Here is a 26,754-nt window from a genome sequence, read left to right as displayed (position 1 = left end):
GTTTCCTCCGGATTTTACCTAATAAAAACTAATTTCGCGTTTCGCGTTAATAGGTATGAGTAAGAGGAATGCGTTAAATGAATTAACCTAATAAGTTGAATAAAAAGGTAAAATATTCGTTACCTTTTTATTCTATACCGACACGATCAGCAAACAATTCGGATTACCAAGCCAATTTAACCACTAACGGGATACTTTAACCGCTGTGCCGCTGACGCTAACCATTAACATGCTGCTATCTTTTCCTACGGTTTCATAATCAATATCAATGCCTACAATGGCATTGGCTCCGAGCTGCACGGCCTCTTCCTGCAGTTCTTTAAAGGCAATTTGTCGCGCTTTCCGCAATTCTTTCTCATAGGCACCGGAGCGGCCTCCCACGATATCCCGCACGCCGGCGAAGAAATCTTTAAAAATATTCGCGCCCAGAATGGCTTCACCGGTGACCACACCGCAATACTCAGTGATGGTAAAACCTTCTAACGTCGGAGTGGTAGATAACTGCATGGCATATTCCTTAAACCAAAGATAAAAACCCTAAATCGCCCAAATAATAGGCGGTACATATCATTTTCAGATAGATATTTATAACAACATGAACATGAACTCCAAGTAAATAAGACGCACCCTAAGTTCATCCGTAAAAATAAATTTATACTATATTAACTGCATGATTGAGTTGCATGTCTGGCATTTCACATAGGTAATAAAATGAACAAAAAAAATATTGCACTGGTATTACCCTTGGCGTTACTGCTGAGTGCCTGTACCACTCCCGTTACACCTGCGTTTAAGGATATCGGCAGTCGCAACGGCCCTTGCGTGGAAGGCGGCCCGGATCAAGTCGCTGAACAGTTCTATAACTTACGCGTACAGCAAATGGGCGCTGCGGGCACTGCGTCTGCTAATTATTCCGCAGAACAACTGCGTCCTTTCCTGAGTCAGGCTCTGTATCAGGATATTCAAAAGGCGCGCCAGACGCAGAGCGCTAACCGTTCGACCACCCATGCCGATCAGGCCATCGCCAGCGTTTACGCCGGCGTCAGTGACGCAGATGTGGCCAGCGCCTCCACCATTCCCAACACCGATGCCAAAAATATACCGCTACGAGTGACTCTGGTACACCGCGCGCCGGACGGTAAGGAATCTCGCTGGCAGGATGAAGTTTTGATGGTACGAGAAGGCAGTTGCTGGGTAGTAGACGATATTCGCTTTATGGGGGCCAATGCTCCAGCCAGCTCTCTGCGCCAGCTGTTGGGTCAGCGCTAGCTCAGACAATAAACTGGCCGGAGAATCGCACCACTGGTGGCAGCCATTTATGCGCCTCAGTGAATTCTCTGCCAGTTTTATTCACCACACGACAAATTCCTCTCCACGGGAAATAAACCCAGAGGTTATGCTAGCTTTGCGGGTTCCAACCGGTTATTAATAAATTTTAACGCACAAAGATTGCATAAGTATGCCGCGGAAGTTAACATTCCCCGCATCATTGGCTATTCAGATTTGGCGCATGAGTATTCAACTTAACGGAATTAACTGTTACTACGGCGCACATCAGGCGCTGTTCGACATCACATTGAACTGTCCAGCGGGGGAAACCCTGGTTTTGCTGGGCCCTAGCGGCGCGGGTAAAAGTTCTTTACTGCGCGTGCTCAACCTTTTGGAAATGCCACGCTCTGGGACATTACAGATCGCGGGTAACCATTTTAACTTTACCCAAGCTCCTGACGCGAAAGCGATCCGCGAACTGCGTCAGAATGTAGGCATGGTATTCCAGCAATATAATCTCTGGCCGCATCTGACCGTGGTGCAAAACCTGATTGAAGCGCCTTGTCGGGTGCTTGGTCTATCTAAAGATCAGGCGATGGCGCGCGCGAAAAAATTGCTGTCCCGTTTACGGCTGACCGACTTTGCCGACCGTTTCCCACTGCATCTTTCCGGGGGGCAACAGCAGCGAGTGGCCATTGCGCGAGCATTAATGATGGAGCCACAGGTTCTGTTGTTTGATGAGCCAACGGCGGCGCTTGATCCGGAAATTACCGCGCAAATTGTTAGCATAATTCGCGAGCTGTCCGAGACCGGTATCACTCAGGTTATCGTCACACATGAAGTTGAAGTTGCCCGTAAAACTGCCAGTCGGGTGGTTTATATGGAAAACGGTCACGTAGTGGAACAAGGCGATGCCAGTCATTTCGCCCAGCCTCACACCGAAGCTTTTGCCAGCTATCTGTCACATTGATATCTAATTGGGAATTTTCGATGAAAAAATTATTAATTGCAGCGGTCCTTGCCAGTATCAGTCTGTCTGCTTCTGCGGCTGAAACCATTCGTTTTGCGGCGGAAGCGTCTTACCCGCCGTTCGAGTTTATTGATGCTAATAATAAAATGCAGGGTTTTGATATCGATCTGGCCAATGCGTTGTGCAAAGAGATGCAGGCTAACTGCACTTTCACCAATCAGGCCTTTGACAGTCTGATTCCGAGCCTGAAATTCAAACGTTTCGACGCAGTGATTTCCGGCGTAGATATTACGCCTGAGCGTCTAAAACAGGTTGCGTTCACCAAACCTTATTACGATAACTCAGCGCTGTTTATCGCTCAGAAAGGCAAAATCGCCGATCTGGCCGCGCTAAAAGGTAAACGCGTCGGCATGCAAAACGGCTCAACGCATCAGAAATTCTTGTTGGAAAAGCACCCTGAAATCACCGCAGTGCCTTACGACAGCTACCAGAATGCAATTCTGGATCTAAAAAATGGCCGTCTGGACGCAGTATTCGGTGATACCGCAGTGGTCAACGAGTGGCTGAAGCAGAGTCATGAACTGATGCCGGTCGGGGACAAAATTTCCGATGCGGATTATTTCGGTACCGGTCTGGGCATCGCGGTACGTCAGAACAATACCGAATTACTGGGTAAGTTAGATGCGGCACTGGCGAAAGTGAAAGCCGATGGCACCTATCAGACAATTTACAAAAAATGGTTCCAACAGTAACTTAAGCACCCATGAATGAATTTCAACCTTTAGCAAGCGCCGCCGGCATGACCGTCGGCCTTGCCGTTTGCGCACTGGTTCTCGGCCTCATTCTGGCAATGTTGTTCGCCGTTTGGGAATCCTCCCGCTGGAAGGTCATCAGCTATCTGGGCACCGCCTGGGTTACGCTGCTACGCGGCCTGCCAGAGATTCTGGTCGTGCTATTTATCTATTTCGGTTCATCACAATTACTGATGATGCTGTCAGACGGCTTCACTCTGAATTTCTATCTGTTCGAACTGCCGGTGAAGCTGAATATCGACACATTTGAGGTCAGCCCTTTCCTGTGCGGCGTGATTGCGCTGGCGTTGCTGTATTCTGCCTATGCTTCGCAAACGCTGCGCGGCGCGCTCAAAGCGATTCCTGCCGGTCAATGGGAATCCGGGCAGGCTCTGGGAATGAGTCAGGCGACGATCTTCTTCCGCCTGATTATGCCGCAAATGTGGCGCCACGCCCTACCGGGGCTGGGTAATCAGTGGTTGGTTTTACTGAAAGACACCGCGTTAGTGTCGTTGATTAGCGTAAATGACCTGATGTTGCAGACCAAAAGCATCGCGACGCGCACACAGGAACCTTTTACCTGGTATATGATCGCCGCTGCAATTTATCTGGTGGTGACTCTGCTAAGTCAGTATGTAATCAAGCTGATTGAACTCCGTACCACGCGTTTTGAACGGAGCCCATCCTGATGTTTGATTATTTACCTGAGATCCTAAAAGGGCTGCATACCAGCCTGACGCTGACCTTTGTTTCGCTGCTGGTGGCGTTGGTACTGTCGTTGATTTTCACCATCATTCTGACGCTGAAAACCCCGATAGCCACGCAGTTGGTGAAGATTTACATCACGTTGTTCACCGGCACGCCGTTACTGGTACAAATCTTTCTGATTTACTACGGCCCCGGCCAATTCCCGGCGATCCGCGAATATCCGTGGCTGTGGCATGTACTTTCGCAACCCTGGCTGTGTGCCATGATCGCACTGGCGCTGAACAGCGCGGCCTATACCACACTGCTGTTCCATGGAGCGGTTCGGGCAATTCCTGCCGGTCAGTGGCAGTCTTGCGAAGCGTTGGGAATGTCCAAACGCCAGTCGCTGCGGATTTTACTGCCGTTCGCCTTTAAACGCGCTCTGTCGTCTTATTCCAACGAAGTAGTGTTGGTGTTTAAAAGTACCTCACTGGCATACACCATTACATTGATGGAAGTGATGGGTTACAGCCAGTTGATGTATGGCCGCACCTACGACGTGATGGTATTTGGCGCGGCAGGTATTGTTTACCTGTGCGTTAACGGCTTGCTGACTCTACTGATGCGTCTGGTTGAACGTCGGGCGCTGGCCTTCGAACGTCGTAATTAAGCCTTAAATCACTGCACTTTGAAACCCCGGTATCTGCCGGGGTTTTTTATTCATGTCAAGAATAAATCCCACGTCAAAAACGCAATTCCCCCCCTGATTATTGCCAAGCTCATTTTTCCCACTGCGGCATTTTTAACACGCTTTTGGCGAAGAGGATTATGTTGATTTTTTTATTATATTTTTAATCACTTTTCTTGCATATTAATTCACAAGGTGGCAATGTAATTCCAATTGATTATGGTATTTCACACCGCTAAAAGTTCCTTAGCGGTAATAAAATCAATAAGTAATGTTGCACCCTATTAAAGACTTTCAGACAGGAGTTTAGGCATGAAAAAGATATTACTGGCGACAATTCTGACCGGGATGGCCTTTAGCGCTAGCGCTGCGGAAACCATTCGTTTTGCCGCCTCGGCAACCTATCCACCGTTTGAATCTATGGGGGCCAATAATGAGATTGTAGGTTTCGATATGGATTTGGCAAAAGCATTGTGTAAACAAATGGAAGCCAACTGTACCTTTACCAATCAGGCCTTTGACAGCCTGATTCCTGCGCTAAAATTTCGTCGCTATGACGCTGTCATTTCTGGAATGGATATCACGCCTGAGCGGAGCAAACAGGTCGCGTTTACTCAGCCTTACTACGCCAACTCCGCGATTGTGATTGCCCATAAAGGCAAGTTCACCTCTCTGGCCGATTTGAAAGGCAAGCGTCTCGGAATGGAAAACGGTACTACACACCAGAAATACATGCAGGAAAAGCATCCTGAAATTCAGACCGTGTCTTACGACAGCTATCAGAATGCCATTTTAGATCTGAAAAATGGCCGTATCGACGGCGTATTCGGTGACACCGCCGTGGTCAACGAATGGCTGAAGAGTAACCCTGAATTGGCTTCCGTAGGAGAGCACGTTACCGATGCACAATACTTCGGCACAGGTTTAGGCATTGCAGTACGCCCTGAGAATACCGAGCTGTTGGGCAAACTGAATAAAGCGATTGATGCAGTGAAGGCGGACGGCACTTATAAAACCATTAATGACAAATGGTTCCCGCAATAATTCCTGCAATCAATAGAATTGCCTGATATTCCAGAGAAATTACAGAGATAAAAAGCCGGATTTCAACAATGATTTTCGGCTTTTTCTATGATTCAGCACTTAAGCTTTTCGAAACTCAAGCCGTTGGCTCGCGCCGCACCAGCAGCGTAATCACTTCATAATGGCTGGTATGAGGAAACATATCGAACAACTGCACTCGCTCAATGCGGTAATCCGCTAGCGCAGCGATATCTTTGGCCATGGTTTCCGCATTACAACTGGAGTAGAGAATAAACGGCGGCGCCATTTGGCTAAGATAACCACAAAGCGCGGCGCCGATGCCCCGGCGTGGCGGATTGACCAGTACCAATTCCGGCACTTCCGTCTCGCCGGTGGCAAAACGTGTGGAATCCAATGCGGCAAAACTGACCTGTTTCAGCCCCAGTTTTTCCGCTGATTGTCGCGCACAGGCAATAGCTTCAGCGCTGATTTCAATGCCGGTCAGACGAGTTTCCGCCGTAGCGCAGTGCAAACCAAAACCGCCGACGCCGCAGAATAAATCCCACATGCTACCAATATTCAGCTCACGTACCCAATCGCGGGCCGTGGCGTACAGTGCGGCGGCCACATCAGGATTGGTCTGGAAGAAACTCTGCGGCCGAATATACAGCGGCACCTGATTAAAGCGTTCTTCCAGCGCCTGTTGCTCCGTCAGCGGAATTTCCTGCTCCCCTTCCAGTATTGCCATATGCACCGGCTGAATATTGACGGAAATAACCCGTAGCAGAGGTAATTGTTGCTGTAGCCACGGCAGGGTTTTCCGCAACTGCTCTACCTTAGTTTCCGAACGCAGCACAAAGCGCAGCATCAACTCGCCGCTGACGGTGCTTTCGGTTAACAGCAGAAATTTTAACTCGCCGCGCTTGCGCGCCACGTTATAGGGCGTTAAACCGGCACGAGCGATAAAAACCTTCAAAACGGCAAATACCGCAGCAAAACTGGCGGGATACAACGGACAATCGCTCAGATCCACCGCCGTTCCGTCCCGATGCAACATACCGAATAACGGACGCTCTACGCTGCCGCTAACCACCATTTTCGCTTTATTACGAAAAGCGCTTTCACGCCCGAAAACCGGCGTTAGCCATTGAGCTACCGGTTGCCCGGCCAGCAGATTTTCTAAATGATGTTGTTTATCCGCCAGTTGTTGGGAGTAATCTTTCTCCAACCACTGACAGGAACGGCAGCTGCCCGCCGTATACTGTGCGCAATGCATGAATATTGACCGTTATGATTTATTACGTTGAGATTTGCAGCGCTCTCGGCCGCCAATGGGGGCGGATTGTACCACCCCGCGTCGGGAAACACTCATTTTGACTGGCGGAAAAAACGCTTCGAATGGAAAGGAATAAACAACAGACCCATAATCACCACGTCGGGGATTTTTTGTATTAACAGACTGTGGAACACCTCGGCTTCGTTTTCGCCCTCAATGCGGAATACATCAACATACAACCAGTCCAGTGAAGCCAGCAGCATATAAACTACCACCACAATCTGGCACAGCAGATAGCACCAACGACCCCAGTTCTTACGACGGATGACAGCTCGTCCGCAGGCAATTTCGAGGAAAACCAGCCCCAGACTAGCCAGCAAGATCAGGCCAGAATCCCAACTTTGCAGATTTTCCGCGATAAAAAGCTGCATTCCGCCCATGCCCAGTTCGGCTACCAGCAGCAACAGGCCTAAAACCCGAGTCGCGATAATGGCGGTGCCGCCGACTAATACGGCGACTGGCGTGGCTGCGGAAACTTTCATATTGGCTTGCCCTTCTCCCAGACTGACACTCATCCACCCTCTCCCGCAACCTGATGTTATCTTTCACATTAACGCCGCCCGCAGACGGCATGCGATCGAGAGAAAGCCTAGCAGCTTTGGGAAATTTCAGCCATGGGCGGCTTTGCGTAATTCACGCGATCGCTGCTTTTCCGAGCGCGCCATCATTCGCCAGGCGATCAGCCCGATAATCCCGACCACCAGCAGGATCAGCGTTGCCAATGCGTTGATTTCCGGATTCACCCCCATACGCACGCTGGAGAATACCAACATCGGCAGCGTCGAAGCCCCCGGCCCGGCAACAAAACTGGCAATAACCAGATCGTCCAGCGACAGCGTAAAAGCCAATAGCCAGCCTGAGATCAACGCCGGAGCGATCATCGGAGCGGTAATAACAAAAAACACTTTTAGCGGCGTGGCGCCCAGATCCATCGCGGCCTCTTCAATGGAACGATCCAGCTCCCGCAGTCGCGAACTGATGACCACAGTGACATAAGCAGTGCAGAAGGTGACGTGGGCCAGCCAAATGGTGAACATGCCGCGCTCCGCCGGCCAGCCGATAGCGTGCCCCATCGCAACAAACAGGAGCAGCAGAGACAGCCCGGTAATCACGTCCGGCATCACCAGCGGTGCAGTCAACATAAAGGCAAAACCGGTAGAGCCGCGAAAACGACCAAAACGCACCATTACCAAAGCAGCGATAGTGCCGAGTATCACCGCCATCGTCGCCGAAGCCGCCGCAATGGTCAGACTCAGCCCGACTGCCGATAACATAGTAGAATCATGGAATAATTCGGTATACCAACGGGTTGACCAACCGCCCCACACCGTCACCAACTTATTGCTGTTAAATGAATAGATCACCAGCATCAGCATAGGCGCGTACAAAAAGGTGAATCCCACCACCAGAATCACCCGTCGCCAGACAGAACGAACCTCAGGTAGGTTATTCATCCTTGACCTCCCATTTCTTTATTCTGATGTTTATGGAACCAAAGGATCGGTGCGATCAACAGTAACAGCATGACGGTTGCTACGGCGGAAGCGACCGGCCAGTCACGATTGCTAAAGAATTCGGTCCACAAAATGCGCCCAATCATGATGGTGTCTGGGCCCCCTAACAGTTCGGGAATAACGAATTCCCCTACCGCCGGAATAAACACCAGCATCGATCCGGCGATTATGCCGCCTTTGGTCAAAGGTACAATAATGCTGAAGAACGTTTTAAAGGGTTTGGCTCCAAGATCGGAGGCCGCTTCCACCAGCGAATAATCTAAACGGGTTAGCGCGGTATAAATCGGCAACACCATAAATGGCAGGTAGGCATAAACCACGCCGATATATACCGCCAGATTGGTATGTAAAATGACCAAAGGCTGATCGATAACGCCGAGCCAGATCAGCACGTTATTCAAAATACCGTTGTTTTTCAGAATCCCCATCCAGGCGTAAACCCGAATCAAAAATGACGTCCACGAAGGTAAAATCACCAATAACAACAGAATATTACGCGTCGAATGACTGCTGTGAGCAATCGCCCAGGCCAACGGATAACCAATGATCAGGCAACACAAGGTGGAAATACCGGCCACCTGCAAAGATTGTAAATAGGCGTCGATATACAGAGGATCGTCGAGCAATTGCAGGTAATTTCCCAGATTCAGAGAAATATCCAGCTTGCCATCCATCCATGTCATGAGATCGGTGTAAGGAGGAACCGCACGGGCCATTTCAGCCAGACTGATTTTAAATACAATCAGGAAAGGCAGCATAAACAGCAAAAACAGCCACAGGTAGGGCAAACCTATCACCAGTTTGCGGCCATGAGCCATTTGCCAACGCTGTAGGCGAGCGATTAACACACCGGATTGGCGGGCTGGTGGCTCCGGCGTTGCTTGAACCGAATTAGGTATCATCTTCTAGCTCCCCAGCACCACACAGCTATCCGTTTCCCAGCACAGACGCACTTCATCGCCCCAGGTTGGCATACCTTTACGATAACGATGGCCGTTTTGCAGCTGGGCGCTAATAGTTTGCCCACTATGGAGTTTGACATGGTAAATCGACAAATCCCCTAAATAGGCAATGTGTACCACTTCACCTACCGCAAAGTTAAAACCAGCTTCCGGCACGCTTTCGCACAGCATGATTTTTTCTGGCCGCAGGGCAACCAACACCGGCACCCCGTCGACTACAGAAGCGTCTGAATCCACTTTCAACGGATGACGCAGGCCAGGGCTGCGAATAACCAGCGCATCTTCCTGGCGTTCCGTAAGCACGCCCTCAAAGACATTCACTGAACCTATAAATTCGGCGCTAAATCTACTGTTCGGGTGTTCATAAATTTCTTCCGGCTCACCGATTTGCACAAATTTTCCGCGATTCATAATCGCGATACGTCCAGCCATGGTCATGGCTTCTTCCTGATCGTGAGTCACCATCACGCAGGTCGCGCCAACCCGTTCCAGAATATCCACTACTTCCAACTGCATCCGGTCGCGCAGTTTTTTATCCAGCGCGCCCATTGGTTCATCCAGCAGCAGTAACTTGGGTCGCTTAGCCAGACTACGCGCCAACGCCACCCGCTGCCGCTGGCCGCCAGATAATTGATGAGGCTTACGTTTGGCAAACTCTTGCATATGCACCAGCGCCAGCATTTCCTCTACCCGACTTTTAATTTCCCCACTCGGCAATTTGTCCTGCTTTAGGCCAAAGGCAATATTCTGCTCGACGGTCATATGAGGAAATAACGCATAAGACTGAAACATCATATTAATTGGCCGTTGGTAAGGCGGCACATGGGACAAATCCTGCCCATCTAATACAATCTGCCCTTGAGTCGGCAACTCAAAACCCGCCAACATCCGCAATAGCGTCGATTTTCCGCAGCCGGACGCGCCGAGCAAAGCAAAAATCTCGCCTTTATAAATGGTTAGATTGACATCATCCACGGCCGCCTGACCGTCGAAGATTTTGGTTAAATTGCGAATTTCCAATAAAGGGGTAAACGCCTTCAGGGATTTCAACGGCGGACGGGAAATTACATCATTCACTCTGCGTGCTCTCCGTAGAAGCAGAAGAGGCCACATCATAATGCGGCACAAAATAGCAACAGAAACAGCCGGTTTCCCTACTGTTTCTCCCCTCATCATTTTAGGTGATACCAGATTGGCCGCTGAAAACAGCCAACGGCTCAATCAACGGTATTACTTACCTGTTTTGACTTTAGTCCAGGCGCGAGTCATCACCCGATCAATTTTTGGCGACTGAACTTTCAGGGTGAACATTTTGGCGCGAACGTCCGCCGGCGGGTAAATCCCCGGATTATCCCGAACGTCCGGATTCACCAAAGGCGTCGCGGCTTTATTGGCATTGGCGTATAACACATGGTTGCTGATATTGGCGATCACTTCCGGGCGCATCAGGTAGTTGAGGAAGAGGTAAGCCTCATCCTGATTTTTAGCGTCCGCAGGCATGGCAAAAACATCGAAGAATGCCAAAGCCCCTTCTTTCGGAATGCTGTAAGCCACATTGACGCCATTTTTCGCCTCTTTTGCTCGGTTTGAGGCCTGCATAACATCACCAGCCCAACCAACGGCTACGCAAATATCACCATTAGCCAGATCGTTAATGTATTGGGAAGAATGGAAATAACGAATATTTGGCCGCAGTTTTAACAGCAAATCTGTTGCCGGGCCGGTGTAATCAGCGGCATCGCTGCTGTTAGGGTCCTTGCCCAAATAATTGAGCACAGTGGCAAAAATCTCACTTGGAGCATCGAGGAAGGACACTCCGCAGCTTTTCAATTTCTCCAGATTTTCCGGTTTCAGCACCAAATCCCAACTGTTGATTGGCGCATCGGTTCCCAGCGCCGCTTTCACTTTATCAACGTTGTAACCAATGCCAGTAGTCGCCCACAGATAAGGGATCGCGTATTTATTTTCCGGATCGTGCTGACTCACCAGTTTGAGTAATTCCGGGTCCATATTTTTATAATTAGGCAGTTTGTTCTTATCCAGCGGCTTAAATACGCCGGCGGATAATTGGCGCTCAAGGAAACTGGCCGAAGGCACCACCAGATCGAATCCGGTACTCCCCGCCATCAACTTCCCTTCCAACACCTCGTTGGAGTCAAACACGTCATAAACCACTTTAATGCCGGTTTCCTTTTGGAAATTTACCAGCGTGTCTGGGGCAATATAATCAGACCAGTTATAAACGTGCAGTATTTTTTCCTCAGCAGAAACTGAGACGGACGCGGCCATAAGCAGGCCTGCAGTAACACCCGATAACCATTTTTTACGTTGGGTGAACATCCGTGAACTCCTCCAGAACAGGGTAAATCATAGAATTGAATTTGTACCCGACGGGTACAACACCTTTCCTGATCGAGCGCTATTGCCACAAACTCGTTATGCATGGCTATGCACTGGAGTGAGTTATTGATTAAGCGTCAATAACCACGAATTTGCGGGGGTAATCATATGCCCTTTGCAGAGCATAAAGCATAACCCCTGATAGTTATACGAGCCAGTATCCAGCGTAAAAAACGCCTTTTATCGACTTTTTATGCATAGTTAATCTATGTAATTCGCCACTTGTGGCATAAACGGCGCTAAATATCTGGCAAACTAGGGTAAAAAGCAGAGGATCTTATGGCGGGAAAAATGAAAAACAGCATGCCGCCGGGGATGGCGGCCAGCTAAATCAGTGAATAACCGGGAAAGAGGTCGGCACGACCTGCCCTTCTTCCTCTTCGGTTTCACCGATGAACAGCAGATCGTTTGCTCGGGCTTCCAGAATAATCATCGAAACCTGCTCTTCGCTCTGCTGCATAAAGTGGCCAAACTGCTCCAGCGTAATACCTTGGGTGATGTACACCGACTGGCAAACAATCAACTTCGGCAGATTATCATCCTGAATATCAATAAAGGCCTTGGCCGTTAACGAGCTGGCATTGATTTGGCTTAAATCCGCAACAAGCGGAATCAGCGCCGTAGGCCGGATTTCAGCTAACGCAGAGAAGAGAATAACGTTATCTACCAGGTCCACTTTGGCATCAAATATGCCTTCAAAATTTTGCATGTGGGGCAAATGCAGTGCCTGGCATGAGTCGCATTCAAAGAACGAGATCCCTAACTGATCCAGCCAACGCCGTAATAAGGCTAAATCCGGGACGATGAGTGAATCCATAGCAACCTACCTCACGATTCTTGCAACAAGAAAAGTGGCATAGCTTACGGAATATTCGCCGTTAGCGCCATGACCAATCCAGACTAATTGACAGCAAAAGCCGTGACTATCTGCGAAATATGCGAAGAGATACGCAAACAACAGGAAAAAGAAGTCTTTGTCATTATCGTTATCAGGGATTAAGGCTTTTTCTCCTCTTTATCTGCCGTTTTGGCGGTGTCTTTTTTATCGATCCCATTCATTCCCAATAGCGGGCCAAAACCCTGCGCCACACGCCAGACTATGCAGGCTGCGGCTGGAACCATTAGCCCAATACCAATAAATATCATCATAATCGCGACGCTAGGCTCGCTTAATCCAGCGGGCAGCGTGACATAATGATTGATACTTAAATAGGCCAGCACCAGTAATAACATTCCCAAGGCTTCCAAAATAATCACCATTTTGGGCATATCGCCTAAAGCACGCATCTTTTCCTCCTGTACAACTACTTATAAGATTTAGCCAAAGGTGTTGAATCCGCCAATGCTACAACACTCAATGAATGTAAATAATCGGTTAAGCCAAAGAATCGACGGATATAAATAGGTTCGGATAATCGGATTAACAGGCAATTCCTACTTTGTTTTCGTCTCATCAACGGGCATAGTAACACCCAATGAAAGTGAGTAATACGCGACAAGTCATTCAGCAATCGAAGATACACTGATTGGCAGACGAAGTGATTAACTCAATATAATCAAGGAGTTTTGCATGTTTACTGTAATTTTCGGACGTCCTGGTTGCCCTTACTGCGTCCGTGCCAAAGAGCTGGCCGAAAAACTGAAAGCTGAGCGTGACGATTTTGATTTCAACTATATCGACATTCATGCGGAAAATATCACCAAAGCCGATTTAGAAAAAACTGTCGGTAAGCCGGTTGAAACCGTACCGCAAATCTTTATCGATGAAAAACACATCGGTGGTTTCACTGATTTTGAAGCTTACGCTAAAGAACATCTGAATCTGTTCAAATAATAGCGATACCTAAGCCATTAATTGATGGCTTAGGTGCGATAAAGAGAGGGAGCTTCGGCACCCTCTCTGTATTTTGGCTTGAACGCTCTCATGAAACTTCAAAATAAAATCACGAAAATCCCACAGATAAGGCCTGATTTTTTGGCCGATCCCGCTATTAATTTCCCCGTTAAAAGCATATTTATCCGCTAACACCGATTTCCCCGCTTACTACTGGCTGTAATCCCTCGGACAGACTAGAATAACCACCGCCATTGCCGTTACATGCATCAGATTTTGCTGAAGGCATTTATCTGGCAACGAATGCAGATATTACCGGGTCACATAACCCTTTTTAGCGTTATCTACTTCAGGTTAAACAATAAGTTATCCTCCGTGAATATAAACGTCGCAAATCTGTTAAACGGCAACTACATTCTGCTGTTATTCGTAGTTCTCGCGCTGGGGTTGTGCCTCGGTAAATTACGGCTGGGCTCGGTCCAGTTAGGTAACTCTATCGGCGTATTGGTTGTTTCTCTACTATTGGGACAACAGCATTTCGCTATCAATACCGAAGCCCTGAACCTCGGGTTTATGCTATTTATTTTTTGTGTCGGCGTCGAAGCGGGCCCAAATTTCTTCTCTATATTCTTCCGTGATGGCAAAAACTACCTGATGCTGGCGCTGGTAATGGTCGGAAGCGCCATGGTTCTGGCGCTTGGGTTGGGTAAACTGTTCGGTTGGGACATTGGCCTCACCGCCGGTATGCTCGCCGGATCTATGACCTCGACGCCAGTGCTGGTCGGTGCCGGAGACACCCTACGCCATACCATTGCCAATAACCCGACGTTGCAACACGCACAGGATAACCTGAGCCTCGGCTATGCCCTAACTTACCTGATCGGTTTGGTTAGCCTGATTTTTGGCGCGCGTTATCTGCCAAAACTGCAACACCAGGATTTGCCGACCAGCGCCCAGCAAATTGCCCGTGAGCGCGGTCTGGATACCGATAGCCAGCGTAAAGTGTATTTGCCCGTGATCCGCGCTTACCGCGTCGGCCCGGAACTGGTAGCCTGGGCCGACGGCAAAAATTTACGCGAGCTGGGAATCTATCGTCAGACCGGCTGTTACATCGAACGTATTCGCCGCAACGGCATTCTGGCTAATCCGGACGGCGATGCGGTGTTACAGGTTGGCGATGAAATATCGCTAGTTGGCTACCCGGATGCTCATTCGCGCCTCGATCCCAGTTTCCGTAACGGTAAAGAAGTTTTCGACCGCGACCTTCTGGATATGCGTATTGTTACCGAAGAAATCGTGGTCAAAAACAGTAATGCGGTAGGTAAACGCCTGAGTCATTTGAAACTGACCGATCACGGCTGTTTCCTTAACCGTGTTATTCGCAGCCAGATTGAAATGCCTATAGATGACAGCATCGTATTGAATAAAGGCGATGTCTTGCAGGTCAGCGGCGATGCCCGTCGGGTCAAAAGCGTTGCGGAAAAAATCGGTTTTATTTCCATTCATAGTCAGGTCACCGATCTGCTGGCTTTCTGTGCCTTCTTTATTATTGGCCTGATGATTGGTCTGATTACCTTCCAATTCAGTAATTTCAGTTTCGGTATCGGTAACGCAGCAGGCTTGCTGATGGCCGGCATCATGCTGGGCTTCCTGCGAGCCAACCACCCGACTTTCGGCTATATCCCGCAGGGTGCGCTCAATATGGTGAAAGAGTTTGGGCTGATGGTGTTTATGGCTGGCGTTGGTCTGAGCGCCGGTGGCGGTATTAATAGCAGTCTGGGTGCCGTGGGTGGGCAAATGCTGATATCCGGCCTGATAGTCAGTCTGGTGCCAGTCATTATCTGCTTCCTGTTCGGTGCCTATATTTTACGAATGAACCGCGCACTATTATTCGGAGCAATTATGGGTGCCAGAACCTGCGCCCCTGCGATGGACATTATCAGCGACACGGCCCGCAGTAACATTCCAGCGTTGGGTTACGCGGGCACTTACGCCATTGCTAACGTATTACTGACCCTGGCCGGTTCGCTGATTGTGATTATCTGGCCGGGAATTTGGGGATAGCGCCGATCTATTTTCGGTGAAGGTACAATAAATTTTATATTTTTCGCATTCGGTAAGAACTTAATGGTTTAGCCGTAGTCTGAATTAGTGCCACTGCTTTTCTTTGATGTCCCCATATTGAGGAGCCCGATAGTCCCGCCTTCTTAGGTTCAAGACTAATCGGGTTTTTTCTTGTCTGAAATAAAGTAACCCTATAAACAACAAGATTAAATACTGATTCAGCTTAATGGCGGCAAATTGGCGGCAGCGTAGCTAAACACCTCTGCTCAGGCACAAAAAAACCGCCGTGCGGCGGCTGCGATTCGGCTGAATGACTGACGATCAGTTATGGCAACCCTGTCCACCGTCCATGTAGGAATCTCTCTCTCCGTTGATATATCTCTCTGGATCTTCACCAAACGGCAGTTTCCGAATGTTGGTAGAGAACGAAATAAATGCCTGCTGAAAACGTCCGTCTCGATACTGCATAATATCAACTTCGGTCTTGCCGTCAGCAGATGACCAGATGGTATTGGTCAAAGGCGCTGAAGCCGCAGCTGCGTTAGGATTCCAAAGATAATAGGTTTGCCCATCGATCACCAGATTACCTTCACTTGTTACATGCTGTGGCAAGGGTGAAATATCAGGGCACACGAAAGGTTTCGTTATGCTAACTCGCTCCGCAGCAGCACTGGCGCTCAATAAGGCAATACCGATAGCGTACAAAGGAACGAAAGTTTTGTTTAATCGACGCATCACATCTTCTTCTTAGTCGTTTTTCAGCGTTTATTATCCTGTTAATTTGCCCGGTTTTCAAAGTAATCAGCCCTTTTCCCTTGGCTGCACGCTCATTTCTCTCGCCCTAATCCTTAGCGTTACTAACACGCTGATTCCCTTTTCTAAAACGGCTCCTATCTGCGTCAGAAGCGCCCTAAGGCTTTCTTAATATAGAATTATTACAGTGGGACTATTATGAATATCCTGCTGGATTAACCGTGAAGAACAGTGAAAACACTCCATCATCATTAAATCAAGGCTCAACGGGAGTGATAATTAGGACAAACCCCCTTTACTCATTGCCGTTATCCTTTTACCTTTGGCAGGTTTTTGGGTTAACAATCAGCGGATTGGTGTTTCTGTGGTTATCTCGTAATGAACAACTCGACTTGCTGATAAGTGGCTATTGGTTTGATCCAAAAACCCAGAGTTTCCCTTGGGAACATAACTACTGGTTAGATTTGTTCAATCACCGGCTGTTAAAAATCACGATTATCAGCGCGGCCGTCTGCTCGCTATTTTGGGGAGTCTATCGCCGAAATTTTCGACTGGTGGTGACCACGATGCTGATCGGCGTTGGCCCTTTGGTTATTGGGATATTGAAGTCTACCAGCGCTCATTCCTGTCCTTGGGATCTGGTGGAATACGGTGGAAAAGCCGTCAGCTACATATTAATGGATACAGCTCCGGTTGGCGCAGGCCCCGGTCACTGTTTCCCCGGAGGACATGCCTCCAGCGGTTTTGCGCTGATGGCCGTATTCTTCCTGTTTTATCCTGAACGCCCTCGCCTTGCTACGCTTTGCTGGATAGTCGGCGTATGTTTGGGAATGATAATGGGATTCGGTCAGGTCATGCGCGGGGCACATTTTCTGACTCATAACCTGTGGGCTGGGTGGTGGGTCTGGCTTAGCCAATTGGCTCTTTTTTGGTTGATTAGTGGTTATGACCACCGTCATTAAGGTACTGAGTAATGGAACAATTAAATCATTTTTTGTTTTCTCTGATTAACGCCACGCCCAATTCACCCGAGTGGTTGGTGAAGTTCGCCATTTTTATTGCCAGAGATCTGATCAGCATCATTCCATTACTGATGATCGGCCTATGGCTGTGGGGCCCGCGAGAACAAATGTCGCTACAGCGTCAGACCATCAGTAAAACCGCCATTGCGCTGATTTTTGCAATGCTTTCATCGGTCTGTATCGGTATGTTATTCCCGCATAATCGCCCCTTTGTCGATGGTTTCGGCTATAACTTTTTACCCCACGCACCGGACAGCTCCTTCCCCAGCGACCATGGCACCGCCATCTTTACCTTTGCGCTGGCCTTTTTATGCTGGCATCGGATTTGGTCCGGCATTGCCTTGCTGATCGTCGGGTTGGCCATAGCCTGGTCGCGGATCTACCTTGGTGTACACTGGCCGTTAGATATGGTCGGTGGCTTCTTGGTGGCAATCGTCGGCTGCTTATTTTCACAGTTACTGTGGAATCTGTTTGGCGATAACATCGCGAAAGGATTGGCGAATCTTTATCAACGCTGCTTCTCTTTTCCTATCAGTAAAGGTTGGGTAAAAGATTAATTTCTGCCAACTGTTCGCATTTTACCGGCAGAACCTCTGCCGGTTTGCTCGCAAGAATCTCTGTCTCTCAAGATAACTCATCATAAATCAGCCGGTTATATCTCCTATCTCTTTCATAGCAAGAACTAACACCATCACTAAATGTTATTTAAATAACAAAATATGGCTTTTACATGTGACATTAACAACATAAAGGTTGTCATTTGCGTTAAATGTTACTATTATCACAACAAATGATATTACCTACACAAACCAAGGACATTTTTTATGACTATCAACTATGCTAATTATATCGATCACACCCTATTAGCCATGGACGCCACCGAAGCGCAGATCGTCAAACTGTGTGAAGAAGCCAAACAACACCATTTCTACGCCGTTTGCGTAAACTCCGGCTATGTTCCTGTGGCAGCCAGCCAGCTTGAGGGCAGCGATGTGAAAGTTTGCTCGGTGATTGGCTTCCCTCTGGGCGCAGGTCTGACTTCCAGCAAAGTATTTGAAGCCAAGGCGGCTATCGAAGCAGGCGCACAAGAAATTGATATGGTGATTAATGTAGGTTGGTTAAAAAGCGGTAAAGTCGCTGAAGTTAAAGCAGATATTAAAGCCGTACGCGATATTTGCGCCGCTATTCCGTTGAAGGTAATATTGGAAACCTGCCTGCTCAGCAATGAGCAAATCGTTGAAGTTTGCGAAATGTGCCGTGAACTTGACGTTGCTTTTGTGAAAACATCTACAGGTTTCAGCACCGGCGGCGCCCGTGAAGAACATGTGAAATTGATGCGTGCTGCGGTAGGCTCGGATATGGGTGTTAAAGCTTCAGGTGCCGTGCGTGACCGCGCAACTGCCGAGAAAATGATTCTGGCCGGCGCAACGCGAATTGGTACAAGTTCAGGTGTAGCCATCGTATCTGGCCAGCAAGCGGCTGCGTCCAGCTACTAATTATCTTTAACCCGGCTTAGGCCGGGTTTACTTTGTTGGGAAGCGTTAATGGAAACTCGCCGTGCCGAACGTATTAATAAACTGACTCACGCTTTAAAACGTTCCGACAAAATTCATTTGAAAGACGCGGCCAGTTTGCTCCGAGTTTCAGAAATGACAATCCGTCGGGATCTTAGTGCGGAACCTTCTGCCGTGATTCTACTGGGCGGTTATGTGGTGATGGATCCCAAGTCGAACAGCGCTAACAACTATTTTGTTTCCGATCAGCAGGCAAAACAGGTAGAGGAAAAGCGCAAAATTGGGCAACTGGCCGCGCAGCTCATTGAAGAAAACGACACAATTTTCTTTGATTGCGGCACCACTATCCCACTAATTATCGACGAAATTCCCGAAGAGTTGACCTTCACTGCCCTCTGTTATTCGCTGAATACCTTTCTTTCGCTTCAAGATAAACCGAACTGCAAAGTGATCTTGTGCGGCGGCGAATTCAAGCCAAACAACTATATTTTCTCACCCATCGGCCAGCATAACGAGCTGGATAACGTTTGCCCGAACAAAGCCTTTATCTCTGCCGCCGGAGTGAGCATTGAATTCGGCGCAACCTGTTTTAACTTCGACGAAATTCCGTGGAAACAGCGCGCACTGAACAAATCTCAGCGCAAGATTCTGGTAGCCGATCACAGTAAATTCGGCCAAATCAAACCTGCCAGTATTGGGCCACTGACGCTATTTGATACTCTGGTCACCGACCGCCAGCCTGATGGCTCCTTCCGTTCGTTCTTTAACGAAACCAGCATAGAAATCCACAGTTAAACGACAATAGTTAGCAAACGCGGCTCTCATGTTCGATGTTTGGCGATCTTTGAGCCGAAAGTACCGTTTAGCGAATGAATTCCCCCTTTTTCTATCCGACGGTAGAACTGAGTTTGATTAACTGACTTTATCCGTTCCTCATTCTGCCAAAATAGCAAATTATAAATATCATCACGTACTTTACTTTTCAGTTAGGGATTAAATTTTCACCCGATTGACGGCATAATTAAATAACCTTTTTTATATTATGGTTAATGACTTCCTGCCTATAAAAAACGCACTTCACTTTTAATGGTTGTTTATTAAATGTTCGAACAGTCGGTTTGAAAAGTAAATTATTTTAACATTTATTACTGCCAGACACCTTTAAGCACTAAAACTCGCCTTTTATATTGTCAGACAAAAGTAACTTGCCTCACTTTCATATGACAAATAAACCTTAAGTCAGTATTTAAAGCAAACTTGTCAAACAAATAGAATTTAACTCTTTCCTTTTACTCAGATATTTAACTGTTTATATAACAAACAGCGCTGCGTGATACTGATTAATATCAACACATTATCCCCCAACGGAAATAAACACTAATTTAAATTTAAAATCAATAAGTTATGTAATTTCTGTTGTTTTGACATTATGACTTTCGTCAATAAAATACTGAAAATTTCGATTTCCGCTAGATTCGACGCGCTGGTTAAAATATATTGCGCCTCAAGATATAAAGAGCAAAGGTTAAGTCGCTGACTCAATCTAAATTGAAATACAGTTTTGCTTTTTATCATTTATCAAGCAGGTGCAGTACAAAACACCGAACATAATTGTAACAATTAGATGGAAATTCATAACAACTGGGTTTAAAGGCGTTTATTCAGCATTTGAGAGCATGATCACGGTACTTTTCACTATGAATCGTTATCTTGCCGCCAGCAAAAACCAGGGTACGAATTAGAACCATAAAAATATCAGCATAGAGAGACATCACTGCTCGCCGCGGATTAAATTTTATTTTTACGACTTCAGGTTATTTGCACTACTTAAAGAGAACCAAATCGACCTGATAAGATTTAAAACGCATTACTGTGACTGAATTTTTCATCTGATTATGCGACTTATAACGCACTAACAGGTATTTAACTTTCGGATCTTAATTTCAATTTCGTGTTCAAATCGGAGATCTTTATGGACACTACTCAAACTGGCACCATTTCATCCACGGGAAACACCAAAACCAGCACCTGGCGTAAAAGCGACACCATGTGGATGCTGGGTCTGTACGGTACGGCAATTGGCGCGGGCGTGCTTTTCCTGCCTATCAACGCCGGTATCGGTGGTTTACTGCCGTTAATCGTGATGGCTATCATCGCCTTCCCGATGACATTTTTCGCGCACCGCGGTCTTTGCCGCTTCGTTCTTTCCGGCAAAAACCCGGGCGAAGACATCACTGAAGTTGTTGAAGAACACTTCGGCGTTGGCGCAGGTAAACTGATTACTCTGCTGTACTTCTTCGCTATCTACCCAATTTTGTTGGTTTATAGCGTTGCGATTACCAACACTGTTGATAGCTTTATTACTCACCAGATGCACCTGCCTTCACCACCACGGGCTATTTTGTCCCTGATTTTGATCGTTGGTCTGATGACCATCGTTCGTTTTGGTGAAAACTTCATCGTAAAAGCGATGAGTATTCTGGTATTCCCGTTTGTTGCGGTACTGATGCTGTTGGCTCTGTACCTGATTCCAAACTGGAGCAGCGCTATCTTCCAAAACCTGTCTATCGACGGTAACGGTGTGGGCAACGGTATGCTGATGACCCTGTGGCTGGTTATTCCGGTCATGGTGTTCTCCTTTAACCATTCCCCTATCATCTCTGCATTTGCGGTAGCAAAACGTGAAGAATACGGTCAGGACGCTGAGAAGAAATGTTCTCGCATTCTGGCATACAGCCACATCATGATGGTTTTGACCGTGATGTTCTTCGTATTCAGCTGCGTTCTGAGCCTGTCTCCAGCAGATTTGATGGAAGCCAAAGCACAGAACATTTCTATTCTGTCTTACCTGGCTAACCACTTTAATACCCCGATGATTGCCTACATGGCACCGGTTATTGCCTTTATTGCTATTACCAAATCTTTCCTGGGCCACTATCTGGGTGCTCGTGAAGGTTTCAACGGCATGGTGGTTAAATCTCTGCGTAGCCGCGGTAAAACCATTAACGGCGACAAACTGAACCGCATCACTGCGCTGTTCATGCTGGTCACAACCTGGATCGTTGCAACCCTGAACCCAAGCATTCTGGGCATGATCGAAACTCTGGGTGGCCCGGTTATCGCGATGATTCTGTTCCTGATGCCAATGTATGCGATTCACAAAGTTCCAGCGATGCGCAAATACAGTGGCCATATCAGCAACGTATTCGTTGTGATTATGGGTCTGATTGCCATCTCAGCAATTCTGTTCAGCCTGTTCAAATAAGACTGTTCGGCCGGTGCGCTGCGCTGGCCACTTTTCGCTACCGTTCATCTTTAGGACGGTAAAACAGTTAGCAGTAGACTTAAAGTTTCAAAAGCCGGTGCGATCGTACCGGCTCCCCACTCCACGGTAATGTAAGCAATTTCATAATTAACGCCTTTAACACGAAGGAGGCGAGTATATGGTCAGCGTTTTTGACATTTTTAAGATTGGTATTGGTCCTTCCAGCTCACACACAGTCGGCCCGATGAAGGCTGGTAAGCTGTTTACCGATGACTTGATCGCACTAGGGCATCTTTCTGCCGTTACCCGAATTTCCGTAGACGTTTACGGTTCATTATCCCTGACCGGTAAAGGTCACCATACCGATATTGCTATTATTATGGGCCTGGCAGGGAATCTGCCGGATACCGTTGATATCGATAGCATTCCGGAGTTTATCCGTGATGTTGAACACCGTGAGCGTCTGCTACTGGCTCAGGGCGCTCATGAGGTGGATTTCCCGCTACATGGGGGAATGAATTTCCACGAAACCAACTTGCCACTGCACGAAAATGGTATGTCCATCAGTGCCTTTGCCGGTGACAAACTGCTGTACAGCAAAACCTATTACTCCATCGGCGGCGGCTTTATCGTTGACGAAGAGAATTTTGGCAAAGCAGCCAGCAATCAAGTTTCTGTACCTTATCCATTCAATTCAGCCCGTGATTTACAGAAACACTGTAAAGAAACCGGTCTGTCTCTGTCTGGATTAGTGCTGCAAAATGAACTGGCATTGCATACCAAAGAAGAGCTAAACGCGCACTTTTCCGCCATTTGGGAAGTGATGAAAAGCGGTATCGAGCGTGGTATCAATACCGAAGGTTTGTTACCTGGGCCAATGCGAATTCCACGCCGCGCCGCAGCCCTGCGCCGTATGCTGGTGACCAACGACAAAAATAACACCGATCCGATGATGGTAGTGGACTGGATTAACATGTATGCGCTGGCGGTGAACGAAGAAAATGCGGCCGGTGGCCGTGTCGTTACCGCACCAACTAACGGTGCCTGCGGTATCATTCCGGCGGTATTGGCGTATTACGATAAGTTTATTCGTCCGGTTAACGAAAACTCATATAGCCGTTTCTTCTTGGTTTCCGGCGTTATTGGTGCGCTATATAAAATGAACGCCTCTATTTCTGGCGCAGAAGTGGGCTGTCAGGGCGAGGTGGGCGTAGCCTGTTCGATGGCAGCAGCGGGTTTGGCTGAACTGATGGGCGGTAGCCCGGCGCAGGTGTGTATCGCCGCAGAAATTGCGATGGAGCATAACCTTGGGCTGACCTGCGATCCGGTTGCCGGGCAGGTTCAGGTGCCTTGTATCGAACGTAACGCTATTTCAGCGGTACAAGCCGTCAACGCTGCTCGTATGGCTCTGCGCCGTACCAGCGAGCCTAGCGTATGCCTGGATAAAGTCATTGAAACCATGTACGAAACCGGGAAGGACATGAACGCCAAGTATCGCGAAACTTCTCGCGGCGGGCTGGCGATTAAAATCGTTCCCTGCGACTGATCGGTTTTTCTGCTTCTAACCGGTTTTATACTGAATCAGTTTTATAGTGATAGTCGCTTTAGTACTGAAAAATAAAACAGGGCTGCATTTATTTATTGCGGCCCTGTTTTTTTATCGCTGAATTTAACCTAGGTCGCGATTATCCAAAGATACCGCCGAACCATTGGCTAAATTTCATCATCACAAAGTCCCAGATGCGGCTAAGGAAGCCCCCTTCTTTCACTTCGTTCATCACCACCAGCGGACGCTGTTCGATGCTTTTACCATTTAGCTGGAAATCGATCACGCCAACCTTCTGATTTTTAGCCAAAGGCGCACGAAGCTCGGTAGAATCTAATTTATAGCTGGCCTTCAGGTTTTTCATTTGCCCTTTCGGAATGGTGATAGCCGCATCCTGCGCTACGCCCAAATCAACCTGACCGGTATCGCCAAACCAGACTTTCTGAGTCACGAAGGCTTTGTCGGTTTTAATCGGCACCACGGTTTCGTAAAAGCGGAAGCCCCAGCTCAACAGTTTTTCACTTTCGCTAAAACGTACTCTGTCACTTGGAGCACCTAATACCACGGAAATCAAACGCATAGGACCATCGGTAGCCGAAGCAACCAGATTATGGCCAGCGCCTGCGGTATAACCGGTTTTCATACCATCGACGTTAAGATTGCTGTTCCACAACAGACGATTACGGTTGATCTGACGAATCTTGTTAAAGGTAAACTCTTTCTCTTTATGTAACGCATATTCTTCCGGTACGTCGCGAATCAGCGCCTGCCCCAATACCGCCATATCCCGCGCGGTACTGTACTGCCCTTCCGCATCCAGGCCGTGTACCGTCAGGAAGTGAGTATTATCCAGCCCCAGAGCTTTGGCGTAGTTATTCATCAAACCAACAAAACTGTCCTGACTGCCAGCAATATAATCAGCCAGTGCAATACTGGCATCGTTACCTGATTGAATAACAATGCCTTTATTCAGATCCATCAATTTGACCTGATCGCCCGGTTTTAAAAACATTAACGACGAACCGCGCAATGCCGGATTACCGGTAGCCCAAGCGTCTTTACCCACGGTAACCGTATCATCAGGATGGACTTTGCCCGCTTTAATCGCTTGCCCAATCACGTAGCTGGACATGATTTTAGTCAGGCTGGCCGGATCCAGACGCTGGTCCGGATTGTTCTGAGCCAATATTTTGCCGCTGTTGTAATCCATCAATACGTAAGCTTTAGCATCAATGGGAGGAGCCGGTTGCTCATCTGCCGCTCTGACGGCAGGTAACGCCAGCAACAGTAAACCGGCACTGAAAGTGACGTTTTTTAGCTTGGAGGAGATTGTATATTTCATCATGAGGTCGCCAGAGTATCCTTGCAAATAATAGGAAATAAGCGGTATTCCCAGAACTAAGCCGTTATTCAATACGTAAAAAAATCGCGTTTTTTCACTAGGGTAGAGACTTTAGCTTAGTCAAAATTTCATACCCTCTTTAAATCTATCCGATAACGACCACAAAGGGGTGATGTTTTGCGCTTATTTACGCTTGGTCATGTTTTCAATGGCTACACGGCTAAACATCTTGATAGCTGTACGGCTTTCCATCTAAGCACCCAAACGTCTTAAAACCTCACTTTATATAACCAAAAGAAATATAAGAGGGTTATTTGTTATTTTTAGCGACTAAGTAACAGGCGCTATGCTCTCGCCATCGTTTACCCGTTCTTTTGGCTTCTGGAGCAGTTATGGCAATCCCGCGTTCAGTCATCGATCTTATTGGACACACTCCCCTGCTGGAACTCACGCACTTTGATACTGGTCCTTGTCAGCTGTTTGTGAAACTGGAAAACCAGAACCCCGGTGGCTCGATTAAAGATCGCGTGGCGCTATCAATGATTGAACAGGCAGAGCGTGACGGTGATTTACAGCCGGGCGGTACCATTATCGAAGCCACCGCGGGTAATACCGGTTTGGGATTAGCGTTAGTCGCGGCATTAAAAGGGTACAAACTGATTCTGGTAGTGCCGGACAAGATGAGCCAGGAAAAAATCTTCCATCTTCGAGCATTGGGCGCGCAGGTGCTGTTGACTCGTTCCGACGTGGGTAAAGGCCATCCGGCCTATTATCAGGATTACGCGCTACGACTGTCACAGGAAATACCCGGCGCGTTTTATATAGATCAGTTTAATAATCCGGCCAACCCTGCGGCTCACCGTAACGCCACCGGCCCAGAATTATTCGAACAAATGGAAGGTCAGGTAGATGCCATCGTGGTTGGCGTTGGTTCCAGCGGAACGCTTAGCGGTTTAAGCCAGTATTTCGCCGAAGTGGCCCCCAATACTCAATTTGTTCTGGCCGATCCGGTAGGCTCTATTTTGGCGGATTACGTCGCGAAAGATCGGATCGGAGAAGCCGGTAGCTGGCTGGTGGAAGGCATTGGTGAAGATTTTATTCCCCCCCTTAGCAATTTCTCGCAGGTTACGAAATCCTACCAAATCGATGATGCGGAAGCCTTTGCCACCGCCCGCCGTCTGTTGCAAGAAGAAGGCGTGCTGGCCGGTTCCTCCACCGGAACTCTGCTAGCGGCTGCCCTGCGCTATTGTCAGGAACAAACCGAGCCGAAACGCGTCGTCACCTTCGTTTGCGATAGTGGCAATAAATATCTTTCGAAAATGTTTAACGATTACTGGCTGCTGGAACAGGGTTTACTGACTCGCCCGAAGCACGGCGATCTGCGCGATTACATCACCTATAGCCACGAGGACGGCGCTACCGTTTCGGTTTCACCGCAAGATTCGCTGGCGGTAGTTCATGCTCGTATGCGTCTTTACAATATTTCCCAACTACCGGTACTGGAAAACGAACGCGTCGTCGGTTTGATTGACGAATGGGATTTGCTTAATAGCGTGCAAAAAGATGCCCGCCATTTCAATTTAGCGGTCAGCGAAGCAATGACGCGGCAGGTAAAGACCTTACAGAAAGAAGCGAGTTACACCGACTTGCTCACCACATTCGATCAGGGACATGTGGCTATCGTGCTGGACGGGGAGCGTCTTCTCGGCCTGATTACCCGCACCGATGTGCTAAATGCCCGCCGCCAGGCACTGGCTTAATTTATATTTCAAGG

At 48.0% G+C, this 26,754-nt stretch carries 26 protein-coding genes; 15 read left to right on the top strand and 11 right to left on the bottom strand.

Features of this window, described 5'->3' with window-relative positions; translation table 11 throughout:
* Positions 1 to 183: 183 nt before the first annotated feature.
* A complete protein-coding gene (locus ACQ4OC_RS00915) occupies positions 184 to 507 on the bottom strand; it encodes a heavy metal-binding domain-containing protein (protein ID WP_064512836.1) in 324 nt (107 codons plus the stop codon).
* A 204-nt stretch (positions 508 to 711) separates the two neighbouring features.
* On the opposite strand from ACQ4OC_RS00915, the gene ACQ4OC_RS00910 reads away from it, so the two are divergent.
* The 6 genes from ACQ4OC_RS00910 to artJ (ACQ4OC_RS00885) all read left to right on the top strand — a co-directional run bounded on the left by ACQ4OC_RS00910 (position 712) and on the right by artJ (ACQ4OC_RS00885) (position 5,449).
* Positions 712 to 1,269, top strand: a complete 558-nt coding sequence (locus ACQ4OC_RS00910; RefSeq protein ID WP_064512834.1) for a lipoprotein — start codon at positions 712 to 714, stop codon at positions 1,267 to 1,269.
* A gap of 241 nt (positions 1,270 to 1,510) precedes the next feature.
* The gene (artP, locus tag ACQ4OC_RS00905) at positions 1,511 to 2,239 is read left to right on the top strand and encodes an arginine ABC transporter ATP-binding protein ArtP (protein WP_120806077.1); all 729 of its coding nucleotides are present in this window, start codon (positions 1,511 to 1,513) and stop codon (positions 2,237 to 2,239) included.
* Between the two features lie 20 nt (positions 2,240 to 2,259).
* The gene (gene artJ / locus ACQ4OC_RS00900) at positions 2,260 to 2,991 is read left to right on the top strand and encodes an arginine ABC transporter substrate-binding protein (RefSeq protein ID WP_064512832.1); all 732 of its coding nucleotides are present in this window, start codon (positions 2,260 to 2,262) and stop codon (positions 2,989 to 2,991) included.
* A gap of 11 nt (positions 2,992 to 3,002) precedes the next feature.
* Positions 3,003 to 3,719 (top strand): arginine ABC transporter permease ArtQ, encoded by a 717-nt coding sequence (gene artQ / locus ACQ4OC_RS00895; protein WP_064512830.1) that lies wholly within the window; start codon positions 3,003 to 3,005, stop codon positions 3,717 to 3,719.
* Entirely contained in the window at positions 3,719 to 4,387 is a 669-nt protein-coding gene (gene artM / locus ACQ4OC_RS00890; protein ID WP_064512828.1) for an arginine ABC transporter permease ArtM, read from the top strand. The genes artQ and artM overlap by 1 nt, the downstream gene beginning before the upstream one ends.
* 330 nt (positions 4,388 to 4,717) lie before the next feature.
* Positions 4,718 to 5,449, top strand: coding sequence for an arginine ABC transporter substrate-binding protein (gene artJ / locus ACQ4OC_RS00885; protein ID WP_120806008.1), 732 nt, complete (start codon positions 4,718 to 4,720; stop codon positions 5,447 to 5,449).
* 115 nt (positions 5,450 to 5,564) lie between these two features.
* Here artJ (ACQ4OC_RS00885) and rlmC read toward each other — a convergent pair whose 3' ends face one another.
* From rlmC to ACQ4OC_RS00845, 8 genes are all read right to left on the bottom strand, one after another.
* The gene (gene rlmC / locus ACQ4OC_RS00880) at positions 5,565 to 6,704 is read right to left on the bottom strand and encodes a 23S rRNA (uracil(747)-C(5))-methyltransferase RlmC (protein ID WP_064512824.1); all 1,140 of its coding nucleotides are present in this window, start codon (positions 6,702 to 6,704) and stop codon (positions 5,565 to 5,567) included.
* 92 nt (positions 6,705 to 6,796) lie between these two features.
* Complete coding sequence (locus ACQ4OC_RS00875) at positions 6,797 to 7,279, bottom strand: YbjO family protein (protein WP_084414268.1); 483 nt, start codon at positions 7,277 to 7,279, stop codon at positions 6,797 to 6,799.
* Between the two features lie 93 nt (positions 7,280 to 7,372).
* Positions 7,373 to 8,218 (bottom strand): putrescine ABC transporter permease PotI, encoded by an 846-nt coding sequence (potI, locus tag ACQ4OC_RS00870; protein ID WP_064512822.1) that lies wholly within the window; start codon positions 8,216 to 8,218, stop codon positions 7,373 to 7,375.
* On the bottom strand, positions 8,215 to 9,180 hold the full coding sequence (potH, locus tag ACQ4OC_RS00865) for a putrescine ABC transporter permease PotH (protein WP_430970852.1): 966 nt from the start codon (positions 9,178 to 9,180) through the stop codon (positions 8,215 to 8,217). Before potH ends, potI begins: the two co-directional genes overlap by 4 nt.
* 3 nt (positions 9,181 to 9,183) lie before the next feature.
* Positions 9,184 to 10,317 (bottom strand): putrescine ABC transporter ATP-binding subunit PotG, encoded by a 1,134-nt coding sequence (potG, locus tag ACQ4OC_RS00860; protein WP_064512819.1) that lies wholly within the window; start codon positions 10,315 to 10,317, stop codon positions 9,184 to 9,186.
* A 153-nt stretch (positions 10,318 to 10,470) separates the two neighbouring features.
* Positions 10,471 to 11,580, bottom strand: coding sequence for a spermidine/putrescine ABC transporter substrate-binding protein PotF (potF, locus tag ACQ4OC_RS00855; RefSeq protein WP_430970851.1), 1,110 nt, complete (start codon positions 11,578 to 11,580; stop codon positions 10,471 to 10,473).
* Positions 11,581 to 11,971: 391 nt separating this feature from the next.
* Positions 11,972 to 12,457, bottom strand: a complete 486-nt coding sequence (locus ACQ4OC_RS00850; protein WP_064512815.1) for a YbjN domain-containing protein — start codon at positions 12,455 to 12,457, stop codon at positions 11,972 to 11,974.
* 179 nt (positions 12,458 to 12,636) lie between these two features.
* Positions 12,637 to 12,927, bottom strand: coding sequence for a YbjC family protein (locus ACQ4OC_RS00845; RefSeq protein WP_120806004.1), 291 nt, complete (start codon positions 12,925 to 12,927; stop codon positions 12,637 to 12,639).
* 283 nt (positions 12,928 to 13,210) lie between these two features.
* Here ACQ4OC_RS00845 and ACQ4OC_RS00840 point away from each other — a divergent pair, with 283 nt between their 5' ends.
* Positions 13,211 to 13,474 (top strand): GrxA family glutaredoxin, encoded by a 264-nt coding sequence (locus ACQ4OC_RS00840; RefSeq protein WP_064512811.1) that lies wholly within the window; start codon positions 13,211 to 13,213, stop codon positions 13,472 to 13,474.
* A gap of 375 nt (positions 13,475 to 13,849) precedes the next feature.
* Complete coding sequence (locus tag ACQ4OC_RS00835; protein WP_049596833.1) at positions 13,850 to 15,538, top strand: aspartate:alanine antiporter; 1,689 nt, start codon at positions 13,850 to 13,852, stop codon at positions 15,536 to 15,538.
* Between the two features lie 321 nt (positions 15,539 to 15,859).
* Here ACQ4OC_RS00835 and ACQ4OC_RS00830 read toward each other — a convergent pair whose 3' ends face one another.
* Entirely contained in the window at positions 15,860 to 16,273 is a 414-nt protein-coding gene (locus tag ACQ4OC_RS00830) for a hypothetical protein (protein WP_120806002.1), read from the bottom strand.
* A gap of 320 nt (positions 16,274 to 16,593) precedes the next feature.
* On the opposite strand from ACQ4OC_RS00830, the gene ACQ4OC_RS00825 reads away from it, so the two are divergent.
* From ACQ4OC_RS00825 to ACQ4OC_RS00800, 6 genes are all read left to right on the top strand, one after another.
* A complete protein-coding gene (locus tag ACQ4OC_RS00825) occupies positions 16,594 to 17,253 on the top strand; it encodes a phosphatase PAP2 family protein (protein WP_430970975.1) in 660 nt (219 codons plus the stop codon).
* 11 nt (positions 17,254 to 17,264) lie between these two features.
* Positions 17,265 to 17,870, top strand: a complete 606-nt coding sequence (gene ybjG / locus ACQ4OC_RS00820) for an undecaprenyl-diphosphate phosphatase (RefSeq protein ID WP_064512805.1) — start codon at positions 17,265 to 17,267, stop codon at positions 17,868 to 17,870.
* 267 nt (positions 17,871 to 18,137) lie between these two features.
* On the top strand, positions 18,138 to 18,809 hold the full coding sequence (gene deoC, locus ACQ4OC_RS00815) for a deoxyribose-phosphate aldolase (RefSeq protein WP_430970850.1): 672 nt from the start codon (positions 18,138 to 18,140) through the stop codon (positions 18,807 to 18,809).
* A gap of 48 nt (positions 18,810 to 18,857) precedes the next feature.
* A complete protein-coding gene (gene deoR / locus ACQ4OC_RS00810) occupies positions 18,858 to 19,622 on the top strand; it encodes a DNA-binding transcriptional repressor DeoR (protein WP_064512802.1) in 765 nt (254 codons plus the stop codon).
* Positions 19,623 to 20,799: 1,177 nt separating this feature from the next.
* Positions 20,800 to 22,092 carry an HAAAP family serine/threonine permease gene (locus tag ACQ4OC_RS00805; protein WP_064512800.1) on the top strand — a complete coding sequence of 431 codons (1,293 nt, stop codon included), beginning with the start codon at positions 20,800 to 20,802 and terminating at the stop codon, positions 22,090 to 22,092.
* A 178-nt stretch (positions 22,093 to 22,270) separates the two neighbouring features.
* Complete coding sequence (locus tag ACQ4OC_RS00800; RefSeq protein ID WP_064512798.1) at positions 22,271 to 23,638, top strand: L-serine ammonia-lyase; 1,368 nt, start codon at positions 22,271 to 22,273, stop codon at positions 23,636 to 23,638.
* 139 nt (positions 23,639 to 23,777) lie between these two features.
* Here the strand turns inward: ACQ4OC_RS00800 and ACQ4OC_RS00795 are convergent, their stop codons facing one another.
* Positions 23,778 to 24,983 (bottom strand): serine hydrolase, encoded by a 1,206-nt coding sequence (locus ACQ4OC_RS00795; RefSeq protein ID WP_064512796.1) that lies wholly within the window; start codon positions 24,981 to 24,983, stop codon positions 23,778 to 23,780.
* 389 nt (positions 24,984 to 25,372) lie between these two features.
* Between ACQ4OC_RS00795 and ACQ4OC_RS00790 the strand changes: the two genes are divergently transcribed.
* Positions 25,373 to 26,740 carry a pyridoxal-phosphate dependent enzyme gene (locus tag ACQ4OC_RS00790; protein ID WP_430970849.1) on the top strand — a complete coding sequence of 456 codons (1,368 nt, stop codon included), beginning with the start codon at positions 25,373 to 25,375 and terminating at the stop codon, positions 26,738 to 26,740.
* Positions 26,741 to 26,754 lie beyond the last annotated feature (14 nt).

It is taken from the genome of Yersinia sp. J1 (assembly GCF_050586585.1).
Classification (GTDB): Bacteria; Pseudomonadota; Gammaproteobacteria; order Enterobacterales; family Enterobacteriaceae; genus Yersinia; species Yersinia entomophaga.
This window is presented reverse-complemented; position numbering and strand designations above follow the sequence as displayed.

Excerpts from the sequence above, each read along its gene's own strand:
- ACQ4OC_RS00915 (WP_064512836.1), bottom strand. The coding sequence starts at position 507 with ATGCAGTTATCTACCACTCCGACGTTAGAAGGTTTTACCATCACTGAG.
- ACQ4OC_RS00910 (WP_064512834.1), top strand. The coding sequence starts at position 712 with ATGAACAAAAAAAATATTGCACTGGTATTACCCTTGGCGTTACTGCTG.
- artP (WP_120806077.1), top strand. The coding sequence starts at position 1,511 with ATGAGTATTCAACTTAACGGAATTAACTGTTACTACGGCGCACATCAG.
- artJ (WP_064512832.1), top strand. The coding sequence starts at position 2,260 with ATGAAAAAATTATTAATTGCAGCGGTCCTTGCCAGTATCAGTCTGTCT.
- artQ (WP_064512830.1), top strand. The coding sequence starts at position 3,003 with ATGAATGAATTTCAACCTTTAGCAAGCGCCGCCGGCATGACCGTCGGC.
- artM (WP_064512828.1), top strand. The coding sequence starts at position 3,719 with ATGTTTGATTATTTACCTGAGATCCTAAAAGGGCTGCATACCAGCCTG.
- artJ (WP_120806008.1), top strand. The coding sequence starts at position 4,718 with ATGAAAAAGATATTACTGGCGACAATTCTGACCGGGATGGCCTTTAGC.
- rlmC (WP_064512824.1), bottom strand. The coding sequence starts at position 6,704 with ATGCATTGCGCACAGTATACGGCGGGCAGCTGCCGTTCCTGTCAGTGG.
- ACQ4OC_RS00875 (WP_084414268.1), bottom strand. The coding sequence starts at position 7,279 with ATGAGTGTCAGTCTGGGAGAAGGGCAAGCCAATATGAAAGTTTCCGCA.
- potI (WP_064512822.1), bottom strand. The coding sequence starts at position 8,218 with ATGAATAACCTACCTGAGGTTCGTTCTGTCTGGCGACGGGTGATTCTG.
- potH (WP_430970852.1), bottom strand. The coding sequence starts at position 9,180 with ATGATACCTAATTCGGTTCAAGCAACGCCGGAGCCACCAGCCCGCCAA.
- potF (WP_430970851.1), bottom strand. The coding sequence starts at position 11,580 with ATGTTCACCCAACGTAAAAAATGGTTATCGGGTGTTACTGCAGGCCTG.
- ACQ4OC_RS00850 (WP_064512815.1), bottom strand. The coding sequence starts at position 12,457 with ATGGATTCACTCATCGTCCCGGATTTAGCCTTATTACGGCGTTGGCTG.
- ACQ4OC_RS00845 (WP_120806004.1), bottom strand. The coding sequence starts at position 12,927 with ATGCGTGCTTTAGGCGATATGCCCAAAATGGTGATTATTTTGGAAGCC.
- ACQ4OC_RS00840 (WP_064512811.1), top strand. The coding sequence starts at position 13,211 with ATGTTTACTGTAATTTTCGGACGTCCTGGTTGCCCTTACTGCGTCCGT.
- ACQ4OC_RS00830 (WP_120806002.1), bottom strand. The coding sequence starts at position 16,273 with ATGCGTCGATTAAACAAAACTTTCGTTCCTTTGTACGCTATCGGTATT.
- ybjG (WP_064512805.1), top strand. The coding sequence starts at position 17,265 with ATGGAACAATTAAATCATTTTTTGTTTTCTCTGATTAACGCCACGCCC.
- deoC (WP_430970850.1), top strand. The coding sequence starts at position 18,138 with ATGACTATCAACTATGCTAATTATATCGATCACACCCTATTAGCCATG.
- deoR (WP_064512802.1), top strand. The coding sequence starts at position 18,858 with ATGGAAACTCGCCGTGCCGAACGTATTAATAAACTGACTCACGCTTTA.
- ACQ4OC_RS00805 (WP_064512800.1), top strand. The coding sequence starts at position 20,800 with ATGGACACTACTCAAACTGGCACCATTTCATCCACGGGAAACACCAAA.
- ACQ4OC_RS00800 (WP_064512798.1), top strand. The coding sequence starts at position 22,271 with ATGGTCAGCGTTTTTGACATTTTTAAGATTGGTATTGGTCCTTCCAGC.
- ACQ4OC_RS00795 (WP_064512796.1), bottom strand. The coding sequence starts at position 24,983 with ATGATGAAATATACAATCTCCTCCAAGCTAAAAAACGTCACTTTCAGT.
- ACQ4OC_RS00790 (WP_430970849.1), top strand. The coding sequence starts at position 25,373 with ATGGCAATCCCGCGTTCAGTCATCGATCTTATTGGACACACTCCCCTG.